We start from the raw sequence: 26,878 nt of genomic DNA, 5'->3' as shown, positions 1-26,878 counted from the left end.
GGGCTGCGAGCGAGGCCCAACTCCCGTCGGGGGCAAGTCGCTGCAGGTGAATGCGCTCGACGACGAAGGCCGCATCAATGCCACGGCCGGCGCGTGCGGCGCGGTCCAGAGCGGCGTCGTCGACCTCGTGAGCCAGAGTGATGTGCGGGCGGAAGGGGAAACGCAGGCTGCGGGCGAGCGGCCCACCCTCGGCGCGCAACGCCCGCTGAAGCGCGTCCATGGCGCCGGCACCCTCGGAAACATCAAGGAAAACCACCGGGCTGACCGGACGGAAGGTGCCAACCCCCGTAGCCCGCATGGGGAACGGCGCGGCGTGCGCCGCCAGGTCGGTGACGTGGGCCGTGATGGCGTCGAGGTCGGCCTTCTCCACGGCGGTCGGCGGCAGCAGGGTGACATGCGGCGGAATCGCATTGCCGAGCGGATCGCCGACCAGGGTGCGCACGCTGCGCACCTGCGTCGCCCACGGCTCGGGCAGCACGATGGTGACGCCGAGTACGCACTGTGTGGGTGCGGGCGCGGGAACATCCATGAAGCGCGCGTTCCTTCTCGGGCTGACTCGGAGCAATGGCAGGGTGCACCCTACTCCGGGACCGGCCTCGGGAACATCTCGGGGGCCGACCCGAGAAGTCTCCGAGACCCATGCGCCGGGCAGCCAAACGTCTGGCAGAATGAGCCCATGTCGCACACCGAGACACAGCCCGCCGCCGTCGCCGGGACCGAGCCCGTCTTCTCCCCCGCGCTTTCTGCGCAAGAGGGAATCGCCGCCGCCACCGACCTGTTTGAAGAAACCTTCGGTGAGGCCCCCGACGGCGTGTGGTACGCGCCCGGACGGGTCAACGTCATTGGTGAGCACACCGACTACAACGGTGGTCTGGCGCTGCCGATTGCCCTACCGCACCGCGCCCATCTGGCGCTGCGACGGCGGGAGGATCGGATCATCCGCCTGGTTTCCCCGCAGACGCGCGAGACGGTTGATGTCCTTGACCTCGACGCGATTGGTCCCAAGGGCTCCACCGGGGAGGTCCGGCACTGGAATGCCTACGTCGCCGGCGTCGCCTGGGCCCTCGAGCAGGACGGCCTCGGGCCGCTCAGCGGATTCGACGCCGCCCTGTACTCGTGCGTGCCGCTGGGCGGCGGTCTCTCCTCCTCCGCCGCCCTGGAGTGTGCGACCGCCGTCGCCCTCGACGACGTGTGCGCCCTGGGCCTGGCGGGGCCGGCCGATGCCCCCGACGACGCCGGCCGCGCGCGGTTGGTCAAGGCCTGCATCCGTGCCGAGAACGAAATGGCGGGCGCCCCCACCGGGGGGATGGACCAGTCCGCTTCCATGCGTTGCCGCGCCGGCCATGCGCTTGAACTCGACTGCCGCGACGGCGGCGTCACGCATGTGCCGTTCGATCTCGCGGCGGAGGACCTCACGCTGCTGGTCATCGACACGAAGGCCAAGCACTCACTGGTCGATGGCCAATACGGCGCCCGCCGACAGGCCTGCGAGGACGCCGCCCAGATCCTGGGCGTGGAACTGCTGGCGGATATCACCGAAGACACTCTCGCTGATGCCCTGGCCACGCTTGAGGCCTCCGGCAGGAGTGATGCCGCCGTGCTCGTGGCACGCACCCGCCACGTGGTCACCGAGATCGCCCGCACCCAACGCCTGGTGGCACTGCTGCAGGACGGCACCCCGCTGGCCGGGCAGAAGCTGGCACAGGCGGGGGCGCTCATGAATGCGAGCCACGAGTCGCTGCGGGTGGACTACGAGGTGACCTGCCCCGAACTCGACGTGGCTGTCGCCGCTGCCCGCGCGGCCGGCGCTTACGGGGCACGTATGACGGGCGGCGGCTTCGGCGGCAGCGCCATCGCGCTGGTCGACTCCTCCGCCGTGGACGCCGTGGCCCGCGCCGTCGTCGACGCCTATGCGGAGCACGGCTTCGCCGCCCCGGCCTTCCTCAACGCGGCGCCCTCGGCTCCGGCCGGTCGCCTGGCCTGAGCTCGGGCCGCGCCGGGGAAGAACCACCGGTCCGGCGCCTCCTCCTTTCGGAGGATGTCCCTGAGCCGTCTCTCCGGGAAAAACCAGGGGTTGTTCCTACCAGAGGATGAGCAACACGCCGGCGCTTTCACCCTAGTCTCGTGGTGTCTCCTCGGGACCCTGGCGGCTCCCGCCGCGGTCCCTCCCATCATCACGGCAGTTTCGGCTGCCGCTCCCGGCCACGTTGGCCGACCGGAGGTGCCCAGTGAAGCGTTACGTTCTGCCCACCCTCAAGATCCTCATCGCCGTCGTCATTGCGGTGGCGCTGGTGAAGATCGCCTTCTTCCCCGACACCGCCACCGGGACGACGGCGAATATCGACCCCGGTATCAGCGCCGTCACCCAGACGACGACGGTGACCACCGGAGACATCTCCAACACCGTCGACGTCAGCGGGCAGATCGTCGAGGACGCCGCCGTCGAGGCGCAGGCCACTCTCAACGGCGTCGTCGACTCCTTCGCCGTACAAAAGGGCGCCACGGTCACCCAGGGCGAGCCGCTGGTCTACCTCAAACAGGTTGAGCCGCAGGAGCCGACTGTTGTCTCCGTGGATGAGGAGGGCAACACCGTCCAGACGCCCGTGGAAGACAAGGTCACCTGGGCGACCGTATACGCGCCCGCCAGCGGCGTTGTCTCCTTCAACGTCATCCAGGCGCAGGAGACGAGCGTCGGCATGGTGGTGGCCACCGTCGCCCCCGGCACCTATTCGGCCACCGGCACCATCACCGCCGACCAGCAGTACCGCCTCACCAATGCGCCCACCTCCGCGACCCTCAGCGTTGAGAACGGGCCCGCCCCCTTCGAGTGCACGAATCTCAAGATCGGCACCCGGGAGACGACGTCGACCACCACCAACCAGTCCGGTGAGGTGACGACCACCACCGGAGACGGCACCTCCGTCGAGGTGCGGTGCGCCGTCCCGTCCGAGCAGCAGGTCTTCCCGGGCCTGTCGGTGACCATCGGCATCGACGCCGGCTCGGTCACCGACGCGCTCGTCGTCCCCGTCACCGCCGTCGAGGGCAGTGTCACCAAGGGCAACGTCTGGGTCGTCACCGACCCGAGCAACCCGGAGGCCGCCGAGGAGCGGGAGGTCGCCCTGGGCATCACCGACGGCACCAGCATCCAGGTCACCGAAGGGCTCGCCGAGGGCGACGAGATCCTCCTGTTCGTGCCGAACAAGGACACCGTGCGCACCGGCGAACCGAACACGTGCGAACCCGACGGCTCGGCCTGCTATGACGAGAATGGCGAGGAGATCCTGTGAGCCCCCTGCTCAGTATGCGGGGCATCGCCCGCACCTTCGAGGTGCCCGACTCCCCCGACCTGCATATTCTCACCGGCGTCGATCTGGACGTCGAGGCCGGAGAGCACGTCGCCGTCGTCGGGCGCTCCGGCACCGGCAAATCGACCCTGCTCAACCTCATTGGGCTCATCGACCAGCCCACCGCCGGCGCCTACACCGTGGACGGGCGGGACACGCGCCGCCTGGGCGAGGCGCGGCGGGCGCGTCTGCGCGGCGAAACCTTCAGCTACGTCTTCCAGTCCTTCAACCTCATTGCGGGGCTGTCGACAACGGAGAACGTGGCCGCGCCGCTCCTGTACGACACTGGCACCGCCTTCTGGACCCGTACCCGCCGCGCCGAGGAGCTGCTCGCCTCGGTGGGATTGGAGGACAAGATCGGGTTCCCCATCGGTCGTCTGTCCGGCGGCGAGCAGCAGCGGGTCGCCATCGCCCGGGCCATGGCCCGCCGACCGCGAGTCATCCTCGCCGACGAGCCAACCGGGGCGCTCGACGTCGACACCGGGGCCCTGGTCATGGATCTGCTCGAACGCCAGTGTCACGAGACCGGCGCCGCACTCATTGTCATCACCCACGACTTGGCCGTCGCCGGCCGAGCCCACTCCCAGTACCGGCTCGACCATGGTGTGCTCACCCCCATCACCGTGCGGCACGAGCGCACCGGAGGGCTGGACGAGTTCACCGAAGAAATCGCCGACGCCGTCCCCGTCGGTGCCACGACAGCCGACGCCGCTCATGGTGCCCCTGGTGACACCGCGGCCGGGCAACCGCACGAAGCGCAGGAGGAGCTGTCATGACTCGCATCCTCACCGGATTCTTCGGGGCCCTGGTGGAAGCCTGGGCGCAGCTGCGTATCGGCAAGCTGCGGGTCATGCTCTCCCTGGTGGGCGTCGGCGCGGCCGTGGCCGCCATGACCTTCGTCATTGCTCTGGGCCAGGTGACCAGTACGATCGTTGATGAAGAGATCGCGACCTACGCGGGCCGCCCCGGCACTGTCAGTATCGAGGTGGCCCCGACCGGGCGTGGCGTGAGCGGCGGCGGGGTATCGACGGACACCGGCGGCATGGCGATGGCGGTCGACGATGCGGAGGACCCGACCGCCCAGGCAGACTCCGACACCACCGCCCGCATCGCCGAGGCTCAGCTGGGCCTGGTCGAGCGCTACGGTGCCAAGAGCTGGGCAACCAACTATCTGCAGGATATGCGTTTCTCCTTCCCCGCTGGCAGCCGCACCGTGCCGAGCACGGTGGTCAGCCTCGGATATGCCACGCTGCACCACACCCAGGTGGCCCAGGGACGCTGGTTCTCCGCCGACGACGAAGACGACCTGTCGCCTTCGCTGGTCGTCTCTCAAGGTTTCCTGGAGGAGTTGGGCTACACCACCCTGGATGGGCCGCTCACCGTGCGCTCGTATTCTCCCGCCCAGGCGACTTACACGATCGTGGGTGTGCTTAAGCCCGATGACCTTGCCTGGTGCGAAGGCGATGCGCAGGCGAGTGACTACTGCTTCCAGTCGATCAGCGCTTATGTGCTCAATGGTCCGCACGAGCAGTGGCTGAGCCGCGAGACGCGTGCCGCCCTGCCCGCCCCGGTGCTGGAGATCTGGGCCGGCGAGGAGCAGGAGCAGCAGGTCATCAGCCTGGCCAGGCACGACCTGGACGCGCAGTTCGGTGCCGGGTCGACCACGGCGTACTCGAATACGGAGCAGACCCAGGGCATTGATACCAGTGGGTTCACCACCACGGTCACCATCGCGGGGGTGTTCGTCATGATCCTGGGAGCGCTCAGCCTCATCAATATCTCCATGGTGACGGTGCGTCAGCGCATCCACGAGATCGGAGTGCGCCGCTCCTTCGGTGCAACCAGTCGCAGAATCTTCTTCTCCATCATGTTGGAGTCGGTGGTGGCAACCGTGGTGGCGGGAATTATCGGGATCGGCATTGCGATCGTCGGTATGCGCGTGGCTCCACTCGGCGCCCTGCTGAATACCACCATCGAGACCACGCCCCCCTTCCCCATGTCGGCTGCTCTCATTGGTCTTCTCGCCGCAACCGGTGTGGGCGCGCTGTCGGGCATCATCCCGGCGCTGGTCGCCGTGCGTATCAAGCCGATCGACGCGATCCGCTACTGACCGTGGGCGCGCGCGGCCCACGGTCGCCGGGTTAGCGGAGTTCCCGTCGTCCGGCTGCCTAACGAGCGCGCGGGGCCCGCCCAGGTGAAGTGCGGCGTGAAGTGCGGCGCGCCGGCAACGTCGCTCAGTTCCCCATGACGAATGCGCGGTGGCGCAGGCTGCCGGGCTTTAAGTCGGTGACGCGCACGGAGGCGACATTTGCCCAGCGCGGGCCGTGGTAGAGCCAGGCGATCATGCGGGCGACGTCGTCGGCCGGGCCCTGAGCGAGGACCTCGACGTCGCCGTCGTCGAGGTTGCGCACCTCGCCGACGAGCCCGAGCCGATCCCCCTCCTCCATGCACGACCAGCGGAAGCCGACGCCCTGCACGCGCCCGGAGACGACGGCGTGAATGGTGCGTCGGCGCGCGGCGTCGGGGGCGGCGCCGGGCCGGCCGCCGGTGGGGGTGCCCGCATCCTGGTCGGCGGCGTCGGCGCCCTCGGTCTGGGCGTCCGCGGTGTTGGCGGCGGGCTCAGGCTTGCCCGCCGGGCGGCGGAAGAGGTCGAAGAACCTGCGCTGCATGACGCCATTGTCGCAGGAAAGCGCGCAGCGTCACAGGGGCGCGGGCGGGCACGTACACTCGGGCGTTATGCGTGTCGCCACCGTCAATGTCAACGGCATCCGTGCCGCTTCCCGCAAGCACATGGCCTCCTGGCTGGAGACCTGCGCCCCCGACGTCCTCCTGCTGCAGGAGGTGCGCGCCGATGAACCCACTGCGGCGGCGCTTCTGCCGGGGTATGAGTCGGTGATCTGGCCGTGCCGGGTCAAGGGGCGCGCCGGGGTCGCCGTAGCGGTGCGCGAAGGCGGACCGGTGACGGTCGGCCAGGTCCGCTACGGGGTCAGCACGCCGGGAACCGCGGAGCCCGATGTGGACTCCGGCCGCTGGCTGGAGGTGGACCTGGCTCCGGTCTCCGCGAGCGCCGAGGCCGTAACGGGTGGCCCCGTAGCCCAGACGACGACGCCCCCACTGACGGTGGTGTCCGCCTACTTCCACTCCGGCCAGGTCGGGACGATCAAAATGGATCAGAAGTACGCCCACCTGGACCTGGTGGACCTGCGCATGGCGTCGCTGCTGGCCGCCGCGGCGGCGGGCGAGCGGGACGTGCTCATGGCCGGCGACCTCAATATCGTGCGCTCCGAGCGCGACATCAAGAACTGGCGCTCCAACCACAACAAGTCGGCAGGTGTACTGGATGAGGAGATCGCCTACCTGGAGCGCTGGTTCGACTCCGGCTGGGTGGACGTCGCCCGTAATCTTGCGCCCGACGCGCAGGGCCCTTACACCTGGTGGTCGCAGCGCGGCAAGGCCTTCGACAACGACGCCGGCTGGCGCCTCGACTACCAGGTGGCCACGCCGCGGCTGGCTGAACGGGCCCGCTCCTTCACCGTGGACCGGGCGCCCAGCTATGCCGAGCGCTGGTCCGACCACGCCCCGCTCGTCGTCGACTACGAGCTGTGAGGCCGAAGCGCGCCATCCTCGGATTCCAACCACCCTCTGCGGGTTTGACAAACGCGACCGGCGGCAGCTTCGTCCTCCCGGGGACTCAAGCGGCCCGGCGCCGGGGCCGACCACCGTCCACGCCTCAAGGTAGCGGCCGCGCCCGATCCCGGCACCGGGGTTGATCTGGCCGCACGCGAATGCTGCCCCGGCGCCGGCAGGAGCTCCCCTCACGACGACGCTTCGGCACTAACGCTGACGGTTCGGCAGTTGGCAGTGACGATTCGTACGGAAGGCGGACGGTTCGGCAGTTAGGGTGCCGAACCGTCGCCGGAAAGTACGAACCGTTGCCCCGACGTGCCGAAGCGTCGCCGGAAGGTACGAACCGTCAGCACCGGGACATCACCAACCCGCCATGCCGACGCCGCTCAACCGTGCTGCGGTGGCCGTGGATCCATCGTGTCCGCGCATGCATCCGACGCCAATACCTACGATCCCGGGGTCCCGTCGTCCACAGCCTCACTTGGTGCACCCCTCATCCACAGACCTCAAAGGGGTCGGATGCGGCACAGACACCGAGCCCTTCATGCTGAGGCCATGGCCAATCGCACGTCTATCGCCGCACTGCCCACCGTCGTTTCCACTGCCGGCTGCCTCGGCGCCGTTCCCGCCGCCGCGGTTCCACTCATGCGTGGTCAGGCGCTTCTGCCACAAACCTCTGCCCCACATTGGGCGCAGAAACGAGAAGTGACCTTGGCGCGGGCTGTCGCCGCGTTCCGGAGTGGTGCCACCACGAGGGCCGTCTCACATGAGGCCGCGGTACTGTTCCATGGCGGGGCGCTGCGCCGATTCGAACCGGACATCGACATCGTGACCGCATACCGGCCACGACTGACCGCCGTTCCCCTCCCGCAGGTCATTTACGGCGGGCCACTGGCCAGGCGAACTCCCGAAGGCGGACGCATTCTGCTGGAGCACACCGAGCGATTGGGACGACGGGTACAGTTGCGCCGCCATTACCGCAATGACATGAGTGCCGATGACGTCGTCATTATCAACGGTCTGCCGGTCACATCTCTGGCCCGGACGCTGACCGACTGCCTCCTTGATCTGCCACCGGCAGATGCACTGGTGGCGGGAGATTCGCTGCTCAGAGTCCACTGCCGCCCGGATCGTTGGCGGAGCCGGGACGCTGAGGCTCCGTGGCGAGAACTGGTCGCCGACGTCGAGGGTAGGCTCAACTCCTACAGTCACCGCAACGGATCAATCCGCGCCCGCCATCTGCTTGAGTTGCTCTCTCCCTGGGCGGAGTCTCCGGGTGAGAGCGAGCTGCGGCGCATTCTGCTCGCGACTGGTCTTCCTCAACCCGACTTGCAGCATCGGGTCGTGGCCGAGGGCAATGAGTACTTCCTGGATCTGGCATGGCCGGACATCATGCTTGACGTCGAGTTCGACGGCGCCTTGAAATACGCAGGCGATGACGTCGTATTCCAGGAGGGGATTCGCCAGGACCGACTCAAGCGGGCCGGCTGGCAAATCGTACGCTTCAAGACACCGGCTCTTCGTGATCCTGAGGCGGTACGCCGGGACGTACTCGGTGCCGTGCCCGTAGGGAGCTCATGGATGCTGCAACCTCGAGCCTGGATGGACGCGATCAGCCCACTTCCGTAAGCGCACGGATCCTGGCATCGCAGAAACCGCCGGCGACGCAGGCGGGTGTCGGCGAAGGAGCACAGGCGGACGACGGTTCGTACTTTCCGGCGACGCTTCGGCACTTCGGGACAACGGTTCGTACTTTCCGGCGACGGTTCGGCACCCTAGCTGCCGAACCGTCCGCCTTCCGTACGAATCGTCACTGCCAACTGCCGAACCGTCAGCGTAAGTGCCGAAGCGTCGTCGTGCCCGCCCAGGACGAGCGGCGCCGGGAGCTAGCGACGGGAGGTGGCCAGCGCTGATGCGAGTTCGCGCCCCAGCACCGGGACGCCAACTGCCCGCCCGGACCGGCAACCGGCCCGCCGTCGCAGCGATGTGCTCGACGCCGCCAGGGGCGGGCACCCCACATCAACACGTTGGTCGCCCGCGTCTGAGGACGTATCCGACGCCGTCGGGGCTGCTTAGTCGGCGGCGTTGCGCTCGGCGATCTCCACCACGTTGGCCAGCAGCAGAGCGCGCGTCATCGGCCCCACTCCCCCGGGGTTCGGGGACAACCAGGCGGCAACCCGGTCAACGCCGTCGGCGACGTCACCCATGATCCGGCCCTTGCCGGTCTCCGGGTTGACGACCCGGGAGACCCCCACATCCAGAACCACCGCGCCGGGAGCGACCATGTCGGCCGTGATGATGCCGGCGCTTCCGGCCGCGGCGATGACGACGTCGGCGCGGCGCACATGGTCGGCGAGGTCGCGGGTGCCGGTGTGGCAGACGTCAACGGTGGCGTTGATGTCCTTGCGCAGCAGCAGTAGGCCGATGGAACGGCCCACGGTGACGCCGCGGCCGACGACGCACACGTTCTTGCCTGCCAGGTCGATGCCGTGGCGGGTGATGAGCTCAATGCAGGCGCGCGGCGTGCACGGCAGCGGCGAGGTGATCGGCCCGGTACCGCGCAGCACTAGGCGGCCGAGGTTGGTGGGGTGCAGGCCGTCGGCATCCTTGTCCGGATCGACGCGCTCCAGGATGGCGTTGGTGTCGATACCGGCGGGCAGCGGCAGCTGCACGATGTAACCGGTGCAGGCCGGGTCAGCGTTGAGACGGTCGACGGCCGCCTCGATCTCGGCCTGGGTGGCGGTGGCGGGCAGGTCGACGCGAATCGACTCGATGCCGACTTCGGCGCAGTCGGCGTGCTTGCCTGCCACGTACTTGACGCTGCCGGGGTCCTCGCCGACGAGCACCGTGCCCAGCCCGGGGGTGATGCCGCGCTGGCGCAGCGCCGCCACCCGGTCCTTGAGCTCGGCCTTGAGGGCCGCGGCGGTGGCCTTGCCGTCCAGGACGCGGGCGGCGCCCTCCCAGGGGGCCCTCACTGGGCCAGCCCCGGGTAGAGCGGGAAGGCGTCGGTCAGCGCCTTCACGCGTCCGCGCAGACCGGCGAGCAGCTCGTCGTCGGCCTTGCCGGCGGCACCGGCCACAAGCGCGGTGGCAATGATGTCGGAGACCTCGGTGAATTCCGCTTCGCCGAAGCCGCGGGTGGCCAGGGCGGGTGTGCCGATGCGCAGGCCGGAGGTGACGCGCGGGGGACGTGGGTCGAAGGGGACGGCGTTGCGGTTGACGGTGATGCCGGCGTCGTGGAGGAGGTCCTCGGCCTGCTGGCCGTCCAGGACGGAGTTGCGCAGGTCGACCAGGACGAGGTGGACGTCGGTGCCACCGGTGACCAGCTGGATGCCGGCGGCGGCGACGTCGTCGGCGAGCAGGCGCCGGGCGAGGATGGAGGCGCCCTGGAGGGTGCGGGCCTGGCGGTCCTTGAACTCGTCGGTGCCGGCGATCTTCATGGCGACCGCCTTGGCGGCGATGACGTGCATGAGCGGGCCACCCTGCTGGCCGGGGAAGACAGCGGAGTTGAGCTTCTTGCCCCACTGTTCGGCGCGGTTGGTCAGCAGCATGCCGGAGCGGGGGCCGCCGAGGGTCTTGTGGACGGTGGTGGACACGACGTCGGACCACGGCAGCGGGCTGGGGTGCAATCCGGCGGCGACCAGGCCGGCGAAGTGGGCCATGTCCGTCCACAGGGCGGCACCGACCTCGTCGGCGATGGAGCGGAAGGCCTCGAAGTCGAGGTGGCGGGGGTAGGCGGACCAGCCGGCGATGATGACGCGGGGGCGCTCGCGCAGGGCGGCCTCGCGCACCTGGTCCATCTCGATGCGCATAGTCGTCTCGTCCACGCCGTAGGCGGTGGCGTGGTAGTTCTTGCCGGAGAAGTTGATCTTCATGCCGTGCGTGAGGTGACCGCCGTGGGCGAGCGACAGGCCGAGGATGGTGTCGCCGCCGTCGGCCAGGGCGTGCAGGACGGCGGCGTTGGCCTGGGCGCCGGAGTGCGGCTGGACGTTGGCCCACTCAGCGTTGAAGACGGCCTTGGCGCGCTCAATGGCGAGGTTCTCGGCGACGTCGACGACCTCGCAGCCGCCGTAGTAGCGGCGCCCGGGGTAGCCCTCGGCGTACTTGTTGGTCAGGACGCTCCCCTGCGCCTGGAGGACCGCGCGCGGCACGAAGTTCTCCGAGGCGATCATCTCCAGGGTGCCGCGCTGGCGGGCGAGCTCGTCATCGAGGACCGCGGCGATCTCGGGGTCCAGCTCGGCCAGCGGCTGATTGTTGAGCGCGGCGTTGGGGGTGGCTGGGATGGCTGCGGAATCAGTCATGGTTCTCCTGATGTCTGCACGGCGCAGGCCGCGCGGGGGCGTCGACCTCGGCCCAGGCGGGCGACCAGGTTCTCCGTTGCTGCGCCCCGGGACCACCGCGTGGGGCGGGCCCGTGGCGTGCCGTCGCTCCCCGGTGGTGTCCACCTTTTCGCCAGTCGCGACGACGGCCCCATGCTAGCGCCGACGGCGCGGCGGGGCCAGGCGGGGGCCGAGGGTCGAGCGTGGCGGGATTTGGCAGATGACAAGCCAACCGGTCGGGTCGCGTAGGCTGCCCTATGTGAATGAGTCGTCTGGCCCGCACCTCGTCAGTGCCTGCCTGGCCGGATTTCCCTGTCGGTATGACGGTGGCGCCAGGCCTGATGCGAGCGTGATCGCGCTCGTCGCTGAGGGTGCTGCGCTGCCCCTATGCGCCGAAATTCTCGGCGGGCTGCCCATACCGCGCCCACCGGCGGAGATCGTCGGCGGCGACGGCGAGGATGTACTGGCGGGCCGGGCACGCGTCATGACCCGCGACGGCGATGACGTCACCGTCGCCTTCATCCGGGGCGCTGAGGCCGTAGCAACGGCTGCGTCCGACGTCGGCGCATCCGCCGCCGTCTTGCAGGAGCGCAGCCCCTCCTGCGGGGTGCGCAGCATCTACGACGGCACCCACTCCGGCCGGCTCAAGCAGGGTTGCGGCGTGTTGGCGGCGGCGCTGCGGCGTCGAGGGCTCGCGGTCGTCGCCACGGAAGATTCCCCGCATATTCGACGAGGCCGCGCCTGAGACAGCACGTCGTCGACGCCGAGCAGCCCGGCTCGTCATTTCGACCGGTTTCGGCACGTTACAAGTGCCGGTTTCGGTGAAGGAGGGGCGGGGCGGGCGCGACGGATGCGAGGTCCGCCGGCCCTGCCCCGCCCTGTTGAGGCGCGGTTATGCCGAGTGCGGAGAAGCCGGAGCCTTGCGGGAGGACAGCACCTGATCGACGATGCCGTACTCCTTGGCGGCGGTCGCCGTCAGGATGGTGTCACGCTCGAGGTCGGCGTGAACCTTCTCCACCGGCTGACCGGTGTGGAAGGACAGCGTCTCCTCCAGCCAAGCGCGCATGCGGTCGATCTCATTGGCGATGATCTCGATGTCACTGGCCTGCCCCTGGACACCCTCCATGGCCGGCTGGTGGATGAGCACGCGGGCGTTGGGCAGCGCCAGGCGCTTTCCGGGCGAGCCAGCGGCCAGCAGCACGGCGGCAGCGGAGGCGGCCTGCCCCAAACAGACCGTCTGCAGCTGCGGCTTGATGTACTGCATGGTGTCGTAGATCGCCGTCAGCGCCGTGAAGGAGCCGCCGGGGCTGTTGATGTACATGGTGATGAGGCCGTCGGGGTCCTGAGACTCCAGGACGAGCAGCTGAGCCATGATGTCGTCGGCGGAGGCGTCGTCAACCTGCACGCCCATGAAGACGATCCGGTCCTCGAACAGCTTGGCGTAGGGGTCCTGACGCTTGAAGCCGTAGGCGGTGCGCTCCTCGAACTGGGGCAGCACGTAGCGGGCCTGCGGCAGGGACTGCGGGGCGACGCCCGCAGCCTGCATCTGCCGGGCCACGGCATCGAAGTAGGGGCGAGAGCTCGTCATGTCAGTTCTCTCCGTTCTGGGCGCTGATCTCGCGGCTGGAGCTCACGATGTGGTCGACGAAGCCGTACTCCAGGGCCTCCTGGGCGGAGAACCAGTGATCACGATCGGAATCGCGGATGATCTCCTCCACCGTGTGGCCTGTGTTGGCCGCGGTGATCTCGCTCAGCTCCTGCTTCATCTTGATAATGAGGTCGGCATTGATGCGGATGTCGGTCGCCGACCCACCGGCACCGCCGGAGGGCTGGTGCATGAGCACCCGCGTATGCGGCGTCACGTACCGCTTGCCCTTGGCGCCCGCGGACAGCAGGAACTGCCCCATGGAGGCGGCCAGGCCCGTGGCGACGGTGACGACGTCGGGCTGGACGTACTGCATGGTGTCGTAAATGGCCATGCCGGCGGTGACGGAGCCGCCCGGAGAGTTGATGTAGAGGTAGATGTCCCGCTCGGGGTCCTCGGCAGCCAACAGCAGCATCTGCGCGCAGATGGCGTTGGCATTGTCGTCGCGCACCTCGGAGCCGAGCCAGATGATGCGTTCCTTCAGCAGGCGGTTGTAGATGGAGTCGGTCAGGCCCAGGCCCGTCCCGGATCCATCGGCGGCAACCGGGGTGGTGGCCGCCGGGGGCGTGTGGAGCTCGCTCACGTCAGTCCTTCCGTGTTCGGTGATGCCAACGCTAACGCGAGGCCCGTACAGGTCATGCCCAGGATCGGTGTCGTTTCGCTGACGGCACAGGTTGAGGGCGCTCCATCCGGCTGATGGCACCGGCGTGCGTTGATGTGGACGGTACCCCGACGACGGCGCCCCGCACCGGCCTCAGTGTGCCGGAGCCCACCGGTCACCCGGCCCGAAATGCGGGTAGCCTCACCATATGGATTTGAAACGGCTCCGGGCGGGATAAATCCCGTGCAGCCCCACCGCTGACCCGCCCCGAGCAGTTTCACCGCAATATGTTCTGTCCATCGGTTCACGCCGCACCCTCAGGAAGGAAATCCAATGCCCACCACGCCGGTCTCCGAGTCACTGTTCCGCCTCGGCCTCAACGAGGCGCTGCCCATCAGCGATGAGGCCACCACTTCGCGCGTGGTGGTCAACAATGCGGTGCTGCGCACCGTCATGTTCACCTTCGACACTGGCCAGCTCCTCACCGAGCACGCCTCAACCAAGGCCGTGGTCTGCACCCTGCTCGAGGGCGAGATGGACTTCGCCATCGGAGAGCGCACCGAACGCATGCGGGCGGGCGACGTCATCTACCTCGCCCCCAACGAGCGCCACGCGCTCACGGCCGTGAGCCCCTGCCGCCTGCAGCTGGTCATGGTCGACATGGACGGCCGCGAGGACGCCGTGACCCGCTGACAACAGCATCGGCGCAGTCGGCTAAGCGGTCACAGAAACATCGGCTAAGCAGTGTCAGAAATAGCTGTGGCGCCCCAGGACATCCCATAACGCACCGAAACCGGCACTTGTAACGTACCGAAACCGGCCGAAGTTGCTGAGGGCAGGCTAAATCCCGGAACTACGATCGGGATCCCGTCACCCGAAGTCAGCGATGCGACCCCATCGCCACCCCGACGGTCCGCGCCGGATCTGGGCCCGCATCTACTACGCCGGTTCGGGGGCTACTACGCCACTTCGGGGTGCACTGAAGGCCTCTCAGGCCTTCAGCAGTCCCCTAACCGGCGTACCCAACGGTGAAGTGGCGTAGTAGACGAGTGCCCGGCACCAACTCAAGCACCATCGCACCGGCTCACCGCTTGCACACAACAACGGGGCCCGCACCACCTGATGGTGCGGGCCCCGGAATGCGTGTCGCCGTCGACGCCCGGGCAAAGGGCCTACCGAGGCGAATTAGCCGGAAAACTCACTCGGCGTCGTTGGCGCTGTCCGCGGAGGCCGAGGACGCGGAGTCAGCCGAGTCCTCGACAGCGTCCTCCGCGGAAGCCGGGGACACGACGACCTCGTCGTCGGCCGCCGCGGCATCCTGGGCTGCGGCCTGGGCATTGGCCTCGGCGTCGAGCTCGTCGGAGCCGATGAACTCGGTGAGGTCGATCGTCTCGCCGTTGGAGTCCTTGACCGTCACCTGGCGCAGCGCCAGGGCGAGGGACTTGTTGCGGGCAATCTCCGAGACAAAGGCGGGGATCTGGCCGGCCTGCTGGGCGCCCTGCATGAACTGGGCGGGCTCCATGCCGTACTGCTGGGCAGTCTGCATGAGGAACTCCAGCAGCTCGTCCTGGGTGACGTTGACGTCGAGGGACTCAGCGAGCACGTCGAGCAGAATCTGGTCGCGCACGCCGGAAGTCACGTCGTCGCGGATCTCATCGGCGTGCGGGTCGTCCTCGGCCTTGCCCTCGGCCTGCAGGTGCTGCTTGATCTCCTCTTCAACCGCTGCGACGGGAACATCGAAGGAGACCTGCTCGCGCAGCTTGTCCAGCAGTGCGTCGCGGGCGGCAACGGCCTGGTCACCTGCCTTGCGCTCGGCGGCCTGACGGCGCAGGTCCTCGCGGAGTTCCTCGACGGTGTCGAACTCGGAAGCCATCTGGGCGAAGTCGTCGTCGACCTCGGGCAGTTCGCGCTCCTTGACGGCGGTGGCGGTGACGGTGACCTCGGCCTCCTCGCCCGCGTGCTCGCCGCCGGCCAGAGCTGTGGTGAAGGTGGTGGACTCCTCGCTCTTGAGGCCGGTGAGGGCGTCGTCGAGGCCCTCGAGCATGTTGCCCTTGCCGATCTCGTAGGAGACACCGGACACCGAGTCGACCTCTTCGTCGTCAATGACGGCCTTGAGGTCGATGGTGACGAAGTCGCCGGTCTTGGCCTTGCGCTTCACGGACTTGAGCGAGCCGAAGCGGGCGCGCAGGTTGTCCAGCTCGGTGTCGACGTCCGCGTCGGTGATGTCGACGGCGTCCACGGTGATCTCGGTCTCGCCGAGCTCGGGGAGGTCGAACTCGGGCCGCACGGTGACCTCGGCGGTGAAGCCGAGCTGGCCGCCCTGAGGGCCGGTGACGTTGACGAGCTCGGTGACCTCGATCTCCGGCTGAGTCATGGGCACGCGACCGGACTCGGTCAAGGCGTCGCGGTAGAAGTCGGGAAGCTTGTTGTTGACGGCCTCCTGGATGACGGAGGCGCGGCCGACGCGCTGGTCGATGATGCGGGCGGGGACGTGTCCGCGACGGAATCCCGGGATTTGAACCTGGGAGCCGATCTCCTTGTAGGCGGCGTCGAGGCTGGGCTGCAGCTCCTCGTAGGGGACCTCCACGGTCAGCTTGATACGCGTGGGGTCAAGGTTCTCGACAGTGCTTTTCACGGGGTTCTACTCCGAATAGATGGATGCGGCTGGTTGTACAGGGCGCCGGGGCGCCCGACGCGGACGCGCGTTGGCGGCGTCAGTTCCGGGCCATCCTAGGGCACGGTTGCGGCGCGGCGGAAAATGACTCCACCCACACAGCTCCTGTCGGCCCGAGATGACCCTGCCGGAGGCCCACTCGACGACGCTGGCCGGCGCCTATCACGCCCCGGCTGCGGGAATGGGCACGCTGCGTCCGGAGACGACCTTGGCGAGCACCTGCCGCGGCACGACGGCGACAGCGCGCACACCCGCGAGCGTTCGGGAGTGGACGGCGCCGGCGTCGGCGTCGTCGGCCCCGGTGAAACGCACGGTGACGCGCGGCTCGCCGCGAACCACGTCGACCTGGAAGGCCTCCAGCGTCGTCGAGGCGGTGACGGCCTCGCGGGCGGCCGCCTCCACGTCCTGCGGGCCGTGGCCCGGGCGCAGATCGGCGATTGTGAGGATGCTGCGGTAGGAGGGCATGGCACGAGCCTACGGCGCGTCACAGCCCGCCGTCGCCGTCGTCCCTCTCAGGCCTTCACCCAGCCGCGGCGCAGCGCCAGGGCATGGCCGGCATAGCACAGGGCAACGAAGGGCACCGTCCAATACAGGGCGGAGCGCTGGCTGGGATCGAAGACGATCAAGACGCAGGAGGCGGCGGACCCGATGAAGGCGGCGATCGGCACCCACGGGTAGCCCGGGGTCCGGTACCCCAGCTCGGCGACGGCGTGCCCTGCCTCCAGCCAGCGGCGGCGGAAGATGAACTGGCAGGCGGCGATCGCCATCCACACAATGACCACCGCCAAGCCGGAAATCGACACCAGGGCGAGGTAGACGGTGTCGGCCGCCACCACCGAGGTCAGCAGGGCGAGCAGACCGCCCGCCATGGACAGCGCCAGCGCCACTACCGGTACGCCCCGCATCGTCGTGTGGGCGACGATCGCGGGCACGGTGCCCTCGTTCGCCAGCGACCACAGCATGCGGGTGGAGGCGAACAGGCCGGAGTTGGCCGCGGACAGGATCGCGGTGACCACCACAATGTTCATGATGTCGCCCGCGTACGGCACACCAATCATGTCGAGCACGGTGACGAAGGGCGAGTCGCTGACGCCAGCCTCCTGCCAGGGAATGAGGGCGGCCATGACCACGATCGAGCCGATGAAGAAGACGGTCAGGCGCACCAGCGTGGTGCGGATGGCACGCGGGATGTTGCGGCCGGGGTCGGCGGTCTCGCCCGCCGCCACACCGATGAGCTCGGTGCCGGAGAAGGCGAAGTTGACGGTGAGCATGACCGTGAGCACCGCGCCGAAGCCGTTGGGGAAGAGCCCGTCCCTGATCAGGCCCGTCAGTCCGGGGGCGGCGGAGCCGTCCGCCATGGGAATGACGCCGACGATGGCCAGGCCGCCGAGCACGATGAAGGCGATGATGGCGAAGACCTTGACCGCCGCCAACCAGGACTCGGATTCGGCGAAGACCCGCACCGAGAACACGTTGGAGGCGAAGACGAGCACGATGAAGATGGCCGCCCACATCCACACCGGCGTGTTCGGGAACCAGTGCCGCATGATGGTGCCGGCCGCGGTGAACTCCGAGCCGAGCGCGATGGTCCAGGTCAGCCAGTACAGAACGGCAACGACGAATCCGGTGCCCGGCCCGATGAGCTCCTTGGCGTAGACGTGGAAGGCGCCCGTCCACGGCATGGCCACGCTCAGCTCCCCCAGGCACAGCATGACCAGGTAGACCAGCAGTGCGCCGACGGCGTAAGCGAGTACGGTTCCCAGCGGGCCGGCCTGGCTGATGGTGTAGCCGGAGGACAGGAACAGCCCGGTACCGATGACACCGCCGAAGGAGATCATGGTCAGGTGCCGCGAGCTCATCTTGCGTTGCAGACGGTCGCGGCTGGTAGCGGCCTGGTCGGAGTGGGGCTCGGTTTCAGATGTGGGTTCCATGAGACTCCCGGATGGGTTTTCCAGCGTGCGTGGCTAGGGTTGGAGTCAGCCGAACACCATCGGGCGGAGAGGAACAGGCGTGAGCGACGTACTGGCGCAGCTGCTGCAGCGGCAGGGGACGGTGGTCCTCGACGGGGCTATGGCGACCGAATTGGAGAAGCGCGGTGTGGACACCTCCGGACCGCTGTGGTCCGCATTGGCGATGCGGGACGCTCCGCAGGCAGTCCTGGATGTCCATCGCAGCTACTTCCGCGCCGGGGCCGACGTCGCCACGACGAACACCTACCAAGCGAATCTAGACGCTTACCGGCGGGCGGGCGTGAGCCGACCGGATGCCGAGAACCTGGTGCGCTGCGCCGTGCAGCTCGCACGTCGGGCGCGGGACGAGCACGAGGCCGCCACCGGCAGACGCGGACTCGTGGCCGGATCGATCGGCCCCTACGGCGCTTACCTGGCCGACGGCAGCGAGTACACCGGCGCCTATTCGCTGACGCCGCAGGAATTCGCAGACTTTCACCGCCCGCGCCTGCACCTGCTGCTCCAGGCGGGTGTGGACGTGCTGGCCCTGGAGACCATGCCGCAGGGCGAGGAGGTGCGCGCCCTGCTCGACCTCATCGCCGCCGAGGCGCCGGACGTGCCGGCCTGGCTGTCGCTATCCGTGCGCGACGACGCCGCCGCGCTACGCGATGGCACGCCGTTGGAGGATGTTGCCGAGTGGGTCAAGGCCCGTCCTCAGGTGCGGCTGTTGGGGGTCAATTGCACCCGGGTAGCCACGGCGACGGCGGCACTCGGGCAGCTCACGGCGTTCACGGAACTGCCGCTGGTCGCCTACCCGAACTCCGGGGAGGCCTACAACCCCGTCACCAAAACCTGGTCCCCGGTCGACGGCGGCAGCGAGGAGGAACTGTTGGCCGACGCGGCGCACGCTTGGGAGGATCTAGGAGTGCGGGCTATTGGCGGCTGCTGCCGCACCACCCCGGCCCAGATTGGGGCTCTGGCAACAGCGCTGCGCTAAGAGCGGGCCCCGGGTCTCCTCGTCGTCGGGGTATTCGGCCTGGCAGCCTGTTTCCCATTCCTCCTCGCAGACCTCATGAGCAAGCTCATGGGTCTCCTCGTCGTCGGGGTATTCGGGCCTTCGGCCCTTCTTCTCCCTCGGCGTCGGATGTCATGCGAGCAAGCTCGCCGACATCCTCCTTCGTCGGGGTGGCGGGATTTGAACCCACGATCTCCTGCACCCAAAGCAGGCGCGCTACCAAGCTGCGCCACACCCCGTGTTAACGCCGACGACCGCCACCGAGGGTCGGGGCGGTCGCGCGTTCACCGAGCGGGTGACGGGAATCGAACCCGCGCCATCTGCTTGGAAGGCAGAGGCTCTACCATTGAGCTACACCCGCATGAACGGACCCATCGGGCCCGCCGTGAGTATCTCAGTACTCGATGAGACCAGTCCGGTAAGCCTTGGTCAGCTTGCTCGGCACCGTAATCTCACGACCCGCGACCCGCACGGTCTGGAGCTGAGGCAGCTTGGCCTTCCACTGCGAACGACGATTGCGGGTGTTGCTGCGGGACATCTTCCGCTTCGGCACTGCCATGAGCCCGCTCCTCTCAAACTCGTAGGGGCACCCGACCACGCGGGCACCCCGAAGGATACCTAACCAGGGGCCACCCTAGCGGTTCGGGTGAATCCCGTTCCAGCCCACGACCCTCGCTGGACGTGTGAGATCAGTCCCGTCCCACCCGAATTACCACCCCCGCCGCTATACATGACCGTATGAGCACCTCGTCCTTCTCCCCCGCCGACGCCGACCCCAGCGGCGTCATCACCCTGGCGCGGGGCGAGCAGCCAGAGACCGACCTGGAGGTCAAACGCTCCCACTTCCTCGGACAAGCAGCGCGTACCGACGACGAGGCGGCCGCCCGCGTCTTCATCGCCGCCGTCCGCGCCCGCTACCCCGACGCACGCCACCATTGCAGCGCCTTCACCGTTGCCGTGCCCGGAGCCCAGCCCATTGAGCGCTCCAGCGACGACGGCGAGCCGTCCGGCACCGCCGGAGGACCCATGCTCGACGTGCTGCGCGGCACGGGCCTGACCAACACCACCGTCGTCGTCACCCGATATTTCGGAGGGACTCTGCTGGGAACGGGCGGGCTGGCCCGCGCCTATACGCAGGCTGCCACCCAGGCGCTAGAAGCTGCCGCCCGAGTGCGCTTGGCCACCCGCTACCTATGGAAGGTACGGGTGGCGGTCGCCGACGCCGGCCGACTGGAGGGGCAGCTGCGGGGACGCGCCCCGGAGATCGCCGTCGAGGAGACCAACTGGACGGCCACGCATGCCGTACTCACCCTGTCCACCGGCTCCGCCGATCCCACTGGCCTGACCGAACAGCTGGCAGCACTGACCGCGGGCGCCGCCGTCCCCGAGCCCGCGGGTAGCCGCGTCGTCGAGAGCCCTGTCTGACCCACGGTCTCACTCGCTCCGCCAGCTGACACAGATCACCATGCGGACCATTTGACAATGCCGCGGTCACCCGCGCTAGTGTCAGCGTAACGGAGTGCGCCGCCCCCGGCGGCGAGCCTCCGTGAAATTCGCAGCAGCATCGCACGAGGAGGACCCCATGACGGTCGATAACGTCATGTGCGTGATGTCCCCTTGCTGCTGCCAGTGTCGATAGGGCGCCTGGCCACGACTTGTGCGCGCTATTGCGTGCATGCCCGGCGCTCGGGTGTTTTTTCCGCCCTCATTCACCAGACTTTCACGGGCTAAGAGGATCTTGATCCTGCGCCCGATTTCATTCGTCTTCACTCGACCTCTGGCAGCTTAAGGAATCTCTCATGGCATTCGTCTCCAATATCACCGAACTCGTCGGATCCACCCCGCTGGTCCGCATCAATCGCATCACCGACGGCGCTCCCGCAACCGTCCTGGCCAAAGTCGAGGCCTTCGAGCCGGCTAGCAGCGTCAAGGACCGCATCGCCCTGGCGATCGTGCGGGCAGCCGAGGCCTCGGGCGAGCTCAAGCCCGGCGGCACCATTATCGAAGCGACCTCCGGCAACACCGGCGTCGGCCTGGCCATGGTCGGCGCCGCACTCGGTTACCGGGTCATCATCACCATGCCGGAGACCTTCTCCAAGGAACGCCGCGCCCTCATGCGCGCCTTTGGCGCCGAATTGGTGCTGACCACCGAGGGTGGCGTCGCCGGCGCCGTCAAGCGCGCAACGGAGCTCCAGGCCGCCACCCCCAATTCGATTCTCGCGTCCCAGTTCACCAACCCCGCCAACCCGCAGATCCACCGCGAAACCACGGCACAGGAGATCCTGCAGGCCACCGACTCGCAACTGGACGCGTTCGTCGCCGGCATCGGCACCGGCGGCACCCTAACCGGAGTCGGCCAGGTCCTGCGCCAGCAGGTTCCCGGGGTCAAGATCTTCGGCGTCGAGCCCGCCGAGTCGCCTTTCCTCCAGGAGGGCAACTGGAACCCGCACAAGATCCAGGGCATCGGCGCGAACATCGTCCCGGAGGTCCTGGATCAGGGCGTCTGGGACGAGCTGCTGCACATCGACTCCGACACGGCGCTGACCTACGCCCGTCGGGCCGCCGCCGAGGAGGGTCTGCTCGTGGGTATCTCCTCCGGTGCAGCGCTGGCCGCCGCCTCTCAGCTGGCTCAGCGCCCGGAGTTCGCAGGCAAGACGATCGTCACCGTTTTGCCGGACACCGGCGAGCGCTACCTGTCCACGCCTCTGTACTCGCAGTACCTGGACTGACCGGGTACCGGGGCTGGGCAGCCGCTCCGTCTTAGTCCGAGTTAGTCCAAGCCCACAATCAAATCGGACACGGTTCGGCGTCGGTGGTGGTATCCCAGGAACAGGGAAACCACCACCGACGTTGCCTCGGCGGGTCATCACCGGCCTACCGCCGTCTTGGCGGCGTCGGGCGGTGCCCACCCCTGCCGTCCCTGCCAACAGCCCCCGTCTGTCAGGTTCTCGTTAGAGGAGCACCATGCACAACCCCGCTCGGTCGTTCATCGATCTTGCCAAGGAAGACCTAGCGACCGCCCGGCGCCGCGACCCCGCGGCGCGTTCGAACCTTGAGGTGGCCCTGCTGTACCCGGGCGTTCACGCTCTGTGGGCGCACCGCGCCGCCCATAAGCTATGGAATCATGGGCATCTGTTCGCGGCGCGCGCCCTGTCGCAGGCCGCTCGGGCCGCCACCGGCATTGAGATTCACCCTGCCGCGAAGATTGGTGAGCGCTTCTTCATTGACCACGGTATGGGAGTGGTGATCGGGGAGACCGCCGAGGTCGGCGACGACGTGCTCATGTTCCACGGCGTCACGCTCGGCGGGGTGTCCATGAACCCCGGTAAGCGCCACCCCACCATTGGCAACAACGTGCAGATTGGGGCGGGTGCCAAGGTGCTCGGGCCGGTGACGGTTGAGGACGGCGCGAAAATCGGCGCCAATGCGGTCCTGGTGAAGAACCTGCCGGCCGACCATGTGGGCGTCGGCGTGCCCGCGCGAGCCCGCGACCCGCGCACCGACCCCGAGCTCATGCTCGACCCAACCATCTACATCTAGATCGTTGAGCTCGAGGCAGAGTTGGTGCCCGTAGCCGTGATTGGCACGCAGCCGGGGACTGCGCCCGGGCAGCCGGAGAACCGGGCTGCCCGGGAGCCTACGTGTCAAAATCCCTGATCAACGCCGTCGGCCGCCCAAAAACCACGGAACAAAACCGCATGATACCAACGATTCGCGAAACGCCATCGGCGCCTGCAGGCCCGTTTATCAGGAATTTTGACAGTCCTGCCGACCAGTCCACGTCCCGCAGGGCGACGCCAGCCTCGCCGGCGCCCCGCCGTCCGGGCTCGGAGGCCGGACACGTCATTAGTGCCGGTTTCGGCACGTCATTAGTGCCGGTCTCGGCACGTTGTTAGTGCCGGTTTCGGTGGGTTAGTGCGCTTGGCAGGAGGGGCACCAGAACAAGCGCCGCCCGGCGACCTCGCGTTCCCGGATCGGCGTGCCGCAGCGCAGGCAGGGGCGTCCGCTGCGGTGGTAGACGTACCAGCGTCCCGCCTCCTCGTCCCCGTCGGGCAGCGGCTCGGGAACGTCGCGGACATCCACAGTGGTGATGAAACCGGTGGCGACCCCGTAGTCCATGAGCGGGACCAGGTCGTCCCACACGGCTCGCAGCCGCGCCGCGCTGACCCGATTCCCGGGGCGGAAGGGCGAAATGCCCACCCGGAAGAGCGTTTCGGCGCGGAAGATGTTGCCCGCCCCGGCCAGCACCGACTGGTCCATGAGCAGCTCGCCAATCGCCTTCTTGCGGCGGCGCACCCCGGCGATGAACTCCTGCGGGTCACCGTCGACGCGCAGCGGGTCCGGCCCCAGCCGGCGCCGCACCGCGGCCACGCCGGCGGCGTCGAGCAACTCGCAGGCGGCCGGCCCGGTCAAGTCGGCCACCCCATGCTCCCCAGCCAGGCGCAGCCGCACGGCACCGCGGGGCTCGGGCGGCACCCATTGCCCGGGCGGGGCAGGCACGGCGTTCTCCCCGCTGATCCCGGATAGCGCCGAACCGCCGCCGTGGGCCAGCGCGTGTTCTCCTCGTTCCCCCACTCGACGCCGGGGCGCACCGATGGAGTGGGGCGCGGTGAAGGCGCTGTCGCCGTCGAAGGTCCAGGACCCGTACAACCCCAGGTGGACGCGCAGCCAGGTCACATCCGGCGCTTCCACGGGGACGTCGGCGGTCGGCGCAAAGGGAAGGAAGAGGTGCTTGCCGTGAGCGCGGCCGTCGAGCAGCACCTGGCCATCCAGGCGGGCGGCCCCCGCGGCAAAGCGCCCTTGTGGGGAGGAGACGGTCAATCGCCGCCCACCGAACAGCTCAGTCAGGGCGTCGGCGAGGCGATGAACGGTATGACCTTCAGGCATGCCGGGGACGCTACCCGACGCCGCGCACCGCAGCGATGTGCTACGCGACACCCCGGGTGGGGTGCGCGGGCAGCGGCCGGGCCATCACGCCGCCGGCGGCTACCCGCTGCCGCCCCGCCCGTCGCCGCGCCGCCTTTGGCCCCCGGCAGACCTCGTCGTTAGTCCCGGTGGTGGGCGCGCTCGTAGGCGGCCATCTGGTCGATGCGGTTTTGGTGGCGCTGATCCCCGCTGAAGGGCTCGGCAATGAACGCATCGAGAATGCGCACGGCCTCCTCAATACTGTGCTGGCGCGCGCCCAGGCCGGCCACATTGGCGTCATTGTGCTGGCGGGCGAGTCGGGCCACCTCCTCGTTCCACACGAGTGCCGCGCGCACGCCGGCCACCAGGTTCGCGGCGATCTGCTCGCCGTTGCCGGAGCCGCCGAGCACCACCCCGAGACTGCCCGGGTCGGCGACGACCCCCTCGGCACAGGCGATGCAGAACTCCGGGTAGTCATCGAGCCGGTCGTAGACGTAGCAGCCGTGATCGATGACCTCGTGGCCGGCCTCGCGCCAGTGGTCAACGAGGACGCCCTTGAGCTCGAATCCGGCGTGGTCGGTGGCAATGTGAATTCGCATAGGTGAATTGTGCCTCACGCGAACATACCCGGTGGTCCCCGCCGGCCAGCGACGGGGCGCCGCCGGTCTCGGGCTAGCGTTGCGCCATGACTGATCCGACTGCTTCTGCTTCCTCCCCCGCCGACGCGGTGCTGGCTGGCGTGTACGAGACCGCCGCGGCCAACCCGGCGATCCGCCCCCAGGACGACCTGTTCCGTCACGTCAACGGAACCTGGCTGGCGACGACGACGATTCCCGCCGACCGCCCCGCCACCGGCTCCTTCTTGGTGCTGCGTGACGCGGCTGAGGCCGCCTGCCGCGACATCTTGGAGGAGCTGGCCAGCGCCCGAGGAGAGGACACCCCCGCCACGCCTGCGGAGAAGCTGGGCGCGCTGTACGCCGCTTTCCTCGACGAGGAGCACATTGACGCGCTCGGCGCCGACCCGCTCGACGCCGAGCTGGAGCCCATCCTCGGGGCAACGGACAAGGAGGCGCTCGCCCACGCCCTGGGTGCGCACCTGGCTGCCGGATTCGTCGGTCCTATCGATATCGACGTTGAGGTGGATCTCAATGACCCCGAGCGCTACACCACCTGGATGGAGCAGGCGGGTTTGGGACTGCCGGATGAGTCCTACTACCGCGAGGAGGAGCACGCCGAAATCCGACAGGCATACGTCGCCCACGTGGGTCGCATGCTCGCTCTGACGGGACTGGACCAGCGGTTCGGGGCCAGCTCCGAGGAACTCGCGGACCGCATCATGGCGCTGGAGACGGCGCTGGCCCAGGGGCATTGGGACCGGGTCGCCTGCCGCGACATTGAGAAGATCAACAACCCCACCGCCTGGGATGATCTGGCCGCCTCTGCGCCTGCCTTCCCCTGGCAGGTCTGGCGCGACGGCGTCGTCGCCGCGGTCACGGATGCGGGTGAGGAGCCGGGGGCGCTGCTGACGAGCACGATCGTCGAGCAGCCCGATTACCTGCCGCATCTGGCGCAGGTGTGGCAGGAGACGTCGCTGGAGGACCTGCGCGCCTGGGCGGCGTGGCACGTCGTCCACGGTCGCGCCACCCTGCTCTCAAGTGACTTTGTGGAGGAGAACTTCGACTTCTACTCCCACACGCTTCAGGGTGTCGACGAGTTGCGTGCCCGCTGGAAGCGCGGTGTCAGCCTCATCGAGAACACGCTGGGTGAGGCGCTCGGCGAGCTGTACGTGGCTCGGCACTTCCCGCCCGCTCACAAGGCGCGCATGGAGCAGCTCGTCGCCCGGCTCATTGAGGCCTACCGCGGGTCGATCTCCTCGCTGGAGTGGATGAGCCCGGCCACCCGCGAGCGCGCCCTGGAGAAGCTGTCCTTGTTCACGCCGAAGATCGGCTACCCGAGTAAGTGGCGCGATTACAGCCCCGTCGAGGTGGCGCCCGGTGACGTCGTCGGCTCGGTGCGCTCGGTGGAGGCCTTCGACCTGGCTCGCTCCCTGCGCAAGTTGGGTGGGCCCGTGGACCGGGAGGAGTGGCATATGACGCCGCAGACGGTCAACGCCTACTACAACCCGACGATGAATGAGATCGTTTTCCCCGCCGCGATTCTCCAGCCGCCGTTCTTCGACCCAGAGGCCGACGACGCCGTCAACTACGCCGGTATCGGCGCCGTCATCGGCCACGAGATCGGGCATGGCTTCGATGACCAGGGATCGACCTTCGACGGGCACGGCAAGGTCACCGACTGGTGGACCGAAGCGGACCGGAAAGCCTTCGAGGCCCGCACCCACGCGCTCATCGCCCAGTACGACGCCTACCGTCCGGCCGCCCTGGTGGAGCGCGCTGCTGCCGAGGGCAAGGGCGCCGATGCCGTTCCGCATGTCAACGGCAAGCTCACGATCGGAGAGAACATCGGCGATCTGGGCGGTTTGGGCATCGCACTCAAGGCTTATGCACTGGCCCTGGCCGAGGACGGTGTCGCTTCTGTCCAGGAGGCGCCGGTCATCGACGGGCTGACCGGGTTGCAGCGCTTCTTCTACTCGTGGGCGCGCATCTGGCGCAATAAGAGCCGCAATGATTACGCCGAGCTGCTACTCACCATCGACCCGCACTCCCCCGCGGAGTTCCGCTGCAACGGCATTGTGCGCAACGTCGACGCCTTCTACGAAGCCTTCGACGTGACCGCCGACGACGCGCTGTGGATCGCGCCGGAAAAGCGCGTGACGATCTGGTGAGGCGGTGGGCGCGGC

The 26,878-nt window shown here is 68.5% G+C and carries 25 protein-coding genes and 2 tRNA genes; 13 read left to right on the top strand and 14 right to left on the bottom strand.

The annotated features are described in order from the left end of the window. The coding region (locus RWX45_RS08505) for a 2'-5' RNA ligase family protein (protein WP_316023298.1) at nt 1–529 on the bottom strand (529 nt) is incomplete at its 3' end. A 147-nt stretch (nt 530–676) separates the two neighbouring features. Between RWX45_RS08505 and galK the strand changes: the two genes are divergently transcribed. The 4 genes from galK to RWX45_RS08485 all read left to right on the top strand — a co-directional run bounded on the left by galK (nt 677) and on the right by RWX45_RS08485 (nt 5,454). Then, a complete protein-coding gene (gene galK / locus RWX45_RS08500; RefSeq protein ID WP_316023297.1) occupies nt 677–1,984 on the top strand; it encodes a galactokinase in 1,308 nt (435 codons plus the stop codon). 244 nt (nt 1,985–2,228) lie between these two features. Then, entirely contained in the window at nt 2,229–3,287 is a 1,059-nt protein-coding gene (locus tag RWX45_RS08495; protein ID WP_316023296.1) for an efflux RND transporter periplasmic adaptor subunit, read from the top strand. After that, nucleotides 3,284–4,120 (top strand): ABC transporter ATP-binding protein, encoded by an 837-nt coding sequence (locus RWX45_RS08490; RefSeq protein WP_316023295.1) that lies wholly within the window; start codon nt 3,284–3,286, stop codon nt 4,118–4,120. Before RWX45_RS08495 ends, RWX45_RS08490 begins: the two co-directional genes overlap by 4 nt. After that, nucleotides 4,117–5,454 (top strand): ABC transporter permease, encoded by a 1,338-nt coding sequence (locus tag RWX45_RS08485; protein WP_316023294.1) that lies wholly within the window; start codon nt 4,117–4,119, stop codon nt 5,452–5,454. Before RWX45_RS08490 ends, RWX45_RS08485 begins: the two co-directional genes overlap by 4 nt. A gap of 124 nt (nt 5,455–5,578) precedes the next feature. Here the strand turns inward: RWX45_RS08485 and RWX45_RS08480 are convergent, their stop codons facing one another. Then, a complete protein-coding gene (locus RWX45_RS08480; RefSeq protein ID WP_316023293.1) occupies nt 5,579–6,013 on the bottom strand; it encodes an acylphosphatase in 435 nt (144 codons plus the stop codon). Between the two features lie 67 nt (nt 6,014–6,080). Here RWX45_RS08480 and RWX45_RS08475 point away from each other — a divergent pair, with 67 nt between their 5' ends. Beyond that, nucleotides 6,081–6,950 carry an exodeoxyribonuclease III gene (locus tag RWX45_RS08475; protein ID WP_316023292.1) on the top strand — a complete coding sequence of 290 codons (870 nt, stop codon included), beginning with the start codon at nt 6,081–6,083 and terminating at the stop codon, nt 6,948–6,950. A 576-nt stretch (nt 6,951–7,526) separates the two neighbouring features. Next, nucleotides 7,527–8,600: a hypothetical protein gene (locus RWX45_RS08470; protein WP_316023291.1), complete on the top strand. Its 1,074-nt coding sequence runs from the start codon at nt 7,527–7,529 to the stop codon at nt 8,598–8,600. A 443-nt stretch (nt 8,601–9,043) separates the two neighbouring features. On the opposite strand, the gene RWX45_RS08465 is transcribed toward RWX45_RS08470, so the two are convergent. Together RWX45_RS08465 and glyA are read right to left on the bottom strand one after the other, a co-directional pair. After that, nucleotides 9,044–9,946, bottom strand: coding sequence for a bifunctional methylenetetrahydrofolate dehydrogenase/methenyltetrahydrofolate cyclohydrolase (locus tag RWX45_RS08465; protein ID WP_316023290.1), 903 nt, complete (start codon nt 9,944–9,946; stop codon nt 9,044–9,046). Further along, nucleotides 9,943–11,271, bottom strand: a complete 1,329-nt coding sequence (glyA, locus tag RWX45_RS08460; protein ID WP_316023289.1) for a serine hydroxymethyltransferase — start codon at nt 11,269–11,271, stop codon at nt 9,943–9,945. Before glyA ends, RWX45_RS08465 begins: the two co-directional genes overlap by 4 nt. A 238-nt stretch (nt 11,272–11,509) precedes the next feature. Between glyA and RWX45_RS08455 the strand changes: the two genes are divergently transcribed. Beyond that, nucleotides 11,510–12,034 (top strand): DUF523 domain-containing protein, encoded by a 525-nt coding sequence (locus RWX45_RS08455; RefSeq protein ID WP_316023288.1) that lies wholly within the window; start codon nt 11,510–11,512, stop codon nt 12,032–12,034. Nucleotides 12,035–12,181: 147 nt separating this feature from the next. Here RWX45_RS08455 and RWX45_RS08450 read toward each other — a convergent pair whose 3' ends face one another. Both RWX45_RS08450 and RWX45_RS08445 read right to left on the bottom strand, forming a co-directional pair. Then, on the bottom strand, nt 12,182–12,877 hold the full coding sequence (locus tag RWX45_RS08450; protein WP_316023287.1) for an ATP-dependent Clp protease proteolytic subunit: 696 nt from the start codon (nt 12,875–12,877) through the stop codon (nt 12,182–12,184). A gap of 1 nt (nt 12,878) precedes the next feature. Continuing rightward, entirely contained in the window at nt 12,879–13,517 is a 639-nt protein-coding gene (locus RWX45_RS08445) for an ATP-dependent Clp protease proteolytic subunit (protein ID WP_316023286.1), read from the bottom strand. Nucleotides 13,518–13,868: 351 nt separating this feature from the next. On the opposite strand from RWX45_RS08445, the gene RWX45_RS08440 reads away from it, so the two are divergent. Then, nucleotides 13,869–14,228: a cupin domain-containing protein gene (locus RWX45_RS08440; protein WP_316023285.1), complete on the top strand. Its 360-nt coding sequence runs from the start codon at nt 13,869–13,871 to the stop codon at nt 14,226–14,228. 505 nt (nt 14,229–14,733) lie between these two features. Here the strand turns inward: RWX45_RS08440 and tig are convergent. The 3 genes from tig to RWX45_RS08425 all read right to left on the bottom strand — a co-directional run bounded on the left by tig (nt 14,734) and on the right by RWX45_RS08425 (nt 18,068). Then, nucleotides 14,734–16,170, bottom strand: a complete 1,437-nt coding sequence (tig, locus tag RWX45_RS08435; RefSeq protein WP_316023284.1) for a trigger factor — start codon at nt 16,168–16,170, stop codon at nt 14,734–14,736. A 201-nt stretch (nt 16,171–16,371) separates the two neighbouring features. Then, a complete protein-coding gene (locus RWX45_RS08430) occupies nt 16,372–16,674 on the bottom strand; it encodes an FMN-dependent dehydrogenase (RefSeq protein WP_316023283.1) in 303 nt (100 codons plus the stop codon). A 47-nt stretch (nt 16,675–16,721) separates the two neighbouring features. After that, nucleotides 16,722–18,068, bottom strand: a complete 1,347-nt coding sequence (locus tag RWX45_RS08425; protein ID WP_316023299.1) for an amino acid permease — start codon at nt 18,066–18,068, stop codon at nt 16,722–16,724. Between the two features lie 151 nt (nt 18,069–18,219). Here RWX45_RS08425 and mmuM point away from each other — a divergent pair, with 151 nt between their 5' ends. Continuing rightward, entirely contained in the window at nt 18,220–19,155 is a 936-nt protein-coding gene (mmuM, locus tag RWX45_RS08420; protein ID WP_316023282.1) for a homocysteine S-methyltransferase, read from the top strand. Nucleotides 19,156–19,338: 183 nt separating this feature from the next. On the opposite strand, the gene RWX45_RS08415 is transcribed toward mmuM, so the two are convergent. From RWX45_RS08415 to rpmF, 3 genes are all read right to left on the bottom strand, one after another. Then, a tRNA-Pro gene (locus tag RWX45_RS08415) sits at nt 19,339–19,412 on the bottom strand. Between the two features lie 51 nt (nt 19,413–19,463). Then, nucleotides 19,464–19,534: transfer RNA gene (locus RWX45_RS08410), tRNA-Gly, on the bottom strand. A 33-nt stretch (nt 19,535–19,567) separates the two neighbouring features. Next, complete coding sequence (gene rpmF, locus RWX45_RS08405) at nt 19,568–19,732, bottom strand: 50S ribosomal protein L32 (protein ID WP_316023281.1); 165 nt, start codon at nt 19,730–19,732, stop codon at nt 19,568–19,570. 179 nt (nt 19,733–19,911) lie between these two features. Here rpmF and RWX45_RS08400 point away from each other — a divergent pair, with 179 nt between their 5' ends. The 3 genes from RWX45_RS08400 (at nt 19,912) to epsC (ending at nt 22,713) form a co-directional block, all read left to right on the top strand. After that, nucleotides 19,912–20,598 (top strand): YigZ family protein, encoded by a 687-nt coding sequence (locus RWX45_RS08400; RefSeq protein WP_316023280.1) that lies wholly within the window; start codon nt 19,912–19,914, stop codon nt 20,596–20,598. 374 nt (nt 20,599–20,972) lie between these two features. Continuing rightward, nucleotides 20,973–21,902 carry a cysteine synthase A gene (gene cysK / locus RWX45_RS08395; RefSeq protein WP_316023279.1) on the top strand — a complete coding sequence of 310 codons (930 nt, stop codon included), beginning with the start codon at nt 20,973–20,975 and terminating at the stop codon, nt 21,900–21,902. A gap of 235 nt (nt 21,903–22,137) precedes the next feature. Continuing rightward, complete coding sequence (gene epsC, locus RWX45_RS08390; protein ID WP_316023278.1) at nt 22,138–22,713, top strand: serine O-acetyltransferase EpsC; 576 nt, start codon at nt 22,138–22,140, stop codon at nt 22,711–22,713. A 372-nt stretch (nt 22,714–23,085) separates the two neighbouring features. Here epsC and RWX45_RS08385 read toward each other — a convergent pair whose 3' ends face one another. Next, nucleotides 23,086–24,060 carry an Fpg/Nei family DNA glycosylase gene (locus RWX45_RS08385; protein ID WP_316023277.1) on the bottom strand — a complete coding sequence of 325 codons (975 nt, stop codon included), beginning with the start codon at nt 24,058–24,060 and terminating at the stop codon, nt 23,086–23,088. A gap of 158 nt (nt 24,061–24,218) precedes the next feature. After that, a complete protein-coding gene (locus RWX45_RS08380) occupies nt 24,219–24,677 on the bottom strand; it encodes a ribose-5-phosphate isomerase (RefSeq protein ID WP_316023276.1) in 459 nt (152 codons plus the stop codon). Between the two features lie 86 nt (nt 24,678–24,763). Between RWX45_RS08380 and RWX45_RS08375 the strand changes: the two genes are divergently transcribed. Next, the gene (locus RWX45_RS08375) at nt 24,764–26,863 is read left to right on the top strand and encodes a M13 family metallopeptidase (protein WP_316023275.1); all 2,100 of its coding nucleotides are present in this window, start codon (nt 24,764–24,766) and stop codon (nt 26,861–26,863) included. Nucleotides 26,864–26,878: the final 15 nt, after the last annotated feature.

The sequence above is a fragment of the Actinomyces sp. MRS3W genome, assembly GCF_032465695.1.
Lineage (GTDB): Bacteria > Actinomycetota > Actinomycetes > Actinomycetales > Actinomycetaceae > Actinomyces.
This window is presented reverse-complemented; position numbering and strand designations above follow the sequence as displayed.

Bases quoted from the DNA above. Each gene is read 5' to 3' on its own strand.
- galK (WP_316023297.1), top strand. From the start codon at position 677: ATGTCGCACACCGAGACACAGCCCGCCGCCGTCGCCGGGACCGAGCCC.
- RWX45_RS08485 (WP_316023294.1), top strand. From the start codon at position 4,117: ATGACTCGCATCCTCACCGGATTCTTCGGGGCCCTGGTGGAAGCCTGG.
- RWX45_RS08480 (WP_316023293.1), bottom strand. From the start codon at position 6,013: ATGCAGCGCAGGTTCTTCGACCTCTTCCGCCGCCCGGCGGGCAAGCCT.
- RWX45_RS08475 (WP_316023292.1), top strand. From the start codon at position 6,081: ATGCGTGTCGCCACCGTCAATGTCAACGGCATCCGTGCCGCTTCCCGC.
- RWX45_RS08470 (WP_316023291.1), top strand. From the start codon at position 7,527: ATGGCCAATCGCACGTCTATCGCCGCACTGCCCACCGTCGTTTCCACT.
- glyA (WP_316023289.1), bottom strand. From the start codon at position 11,271: ATGACTGATTCCGCAGCCATCCCAGCCACCCCCAACGCCGCGCTCAAC.
- RWX45_RS08455 (WP_316023288.1), top strand. From the start codon at position 11,510: ATGACAAGCCAACCGGTCGGGTCGCGTAGGCTGCCCTATGTGAATGAG.
- RWX45_RS08450 (WP_316023287.1), bottom strand. From the start codon at position 12,877: ATGACGAGCTCTCGCCCCTACTTCGATGCCGTGGCCCGGCAGATGCAG.
- RWX45_RS08440 (WP_316023285.1), top strand. From the start codon at position 13,869: ATGCCCACCACGCCGGTCTCCGAGTCACTGTTCCGCCTCGGCCTCAAC.
- RWX45_RS08430 (WP_316023283.1), bottom strand. From the start codon at position 16,674: ATGCCCTCCTACCGCAGCATCCTCACAATCGCCGATCTGCGCCCGGGC.
- RWX45_RS08425 (WP_316023299.1), bottom strand. From the start codon at position 18,068: ATGAGCTCGCGGCACCTGACCATGATCTCCTTCGGCGGTGTCATCGGT.
- rpmF (WP_316023281.1), bottom strand. From the start codon at position 19,732: ATGGCAGTGCCGAAGCGGAAGATGTCCCGCAGCAACACCCGCAATCGT.
- RWX45_RS08400 (WP_316023280.1), top strand. From the start codon at position 19,912: ATGAGCACCTCGTCCTTCTCCCCCGCCGACGCCGACCCCAGCGGCGTC.
- cysK (WP_316023279.1), top strand. From the start codon at position 20,973: ATGGCATTCGTCTCCAATATCACCGAACTCGTCGGATCCACCCCGCTG.
- epsC (WP_316023278.1), top strand. From the start codon at position 22,138: ATGCACAACCCCGCTCGGTCGTTCATCGATCTTGCCAAGGAAGACCTA.
- RWX45_RS08385 (WP_316023277.1), bottom strand. From the start codon at position 24,060: ATGCCTGAAGGTCATACCGTTCATCGCCTCGCCGACGCCCTGACTGAG.
- RWX45_RS08380 (WP_316023276.1), bottom strand. From the start codon at position 24,677: ATGCGAATTCACATTGCCACCGACCACGCCGGATTCGAGCTCAAGGGC.
- RWX45_RS08375 (WP_316023275.1), top strand. From the start codon at position 24,764: ATGACTGATCCGACTGCTTCTGCTTCCTCCCCCGCCGACGCGGTGCTG.